The sequence below is a fragment of the Mesorhizobium sp. M7A.F.Ca.US.006.04.2.1 genome, from assembly GCF_004022915.1.
Classification (GTDB): Bacteria; Pseudomonadota; Alphaproteobacteria; order Rhizobiales; family Rhizobiaceae; genus Mesorhizobium; species Mesorhizobium ciceri.
In genome coordinates this window covers 1-1120 of record NZ_RZQA01001307.1, presented here as the reverse complement: position 1 = coordinate 1120, position 1120 = coordinate 1, and the positions used below count along the sequence as shown (strand labels likewise).

Below are 1120 nucleotides of genomic sequence, written 5' to 3'. Positions count from 1 at the left end.
GCCTGTCATCGAGGAGTCAGGCACGCCCCTTTGCTTGGTCGAGGCTCGCCTACATCCAACCACACGCCGCCAACTGCGGCGGTGTCACGGATTGGCTGCGCGTGGCACACTTTCACGCAAGGCCAGGATTCCCATCTGGAGTCACGGAATGCAGGAACTCCCGTCAGCCTGGTTCACATTTGCGCCTTTGCCCGCAGCGTCAGCCGATGGAACATGATGCTGGTCGCCGCCGTTGGAAGAGCTTGGAGGCGGCCGCATGCACCTTGTCCAGATCCTGCTTCCTCGTTCCGACAACGCGGGTGAGCCCTTCGCCAAGGAAGACTTCGATCGTGTGAAGGACGAACTCGCCAATACGTTCAAAGGTGTCACCGCGTATTTTCGGACGCCCGCGGAAGGGGTATGGAGGGAGGGAAAAGAGTCCGACATGGACGAGATTGTCATCTTCGAGGTGATGACGGAAGAAGTCGATCTGCCCGATTGGCGAAGGCGCCGAGCGGAGTTGGAGCGCCGTTTCCGGCAGGACGAGATCATCATCCGCTACCTACCGATGGCATTGGTCTAAAGGTCCAGACGCCTCCGGGATTGGGTTTTGCCACCCTCCTTCCCGAGCTGAACTGCATTCGAAATCTGGAATGGCCTATTAGAGGTTTAATTACGATCCTTTGGACCTGCGTAATTCATTCAGTGGGTCTTCTGCAGGGCATAATATTGCGCATCGGTGGAATTAGCGAGGAAGGAAATATAACATACGTTCCATTAACAATTTAGACCGTTTGTCGATGTTTGTACTGATGACACTGTTATTTTAATGGTTGCAAGCCTTGCGAGTCAACCTGACGGGGTCAGTCTGGACAGGACCGAACCGCCTGCTTCAAAGGGTTGACCGGAAATGGGCGCATTGTTGGCTGTCCAGTGACTACGCTCCTACGGCGTCGGTCATTTTTCTTTTGCTGCCGCCGATCGGTTCTGGCCGGTCGGCGCCGTTGTCTTCGCGTCTTTCGAATGCGCTGCTATTGCAGGACCCGCGCCAGTCGACTTGCGCATATCGCCGTTGCCAGCGAGGCCGGGCTTCTTGCCGAGTAGTCTTGAAACGAGCGTACCTGGATATCCCATTGATACC

At 56.0% G+C, this 1120-nt stretch carries 2 protein-coding genes; one reads left to right on the top strand and one right to left on the bottom strand.

The features are described 5' to 3' along the window. The first annotated feature begins 256 nt into the window (after nt 1–256). Nucleotides 257–562, top strand: coding sequence for a hypothetical protein (locus EN925_RS36855; RefSeq protein ID WP_024504611.1), 306 nt, complete (start codon nt 257–259; stop codon nt 560–562). Between the two features lie 374 nt (nt 563–936). On the opposite strand, the gene EN925_RS40355 is transcribed toward EN925_RS36855, so the two are convergent. Further along, nucleotides 937–1120 (bottom strand): hypothetical protein (locus EN925_RS40355; protein ID WP_128337416.1); only part of this gene is annotated, 184 nt, incomplete at its 5' end.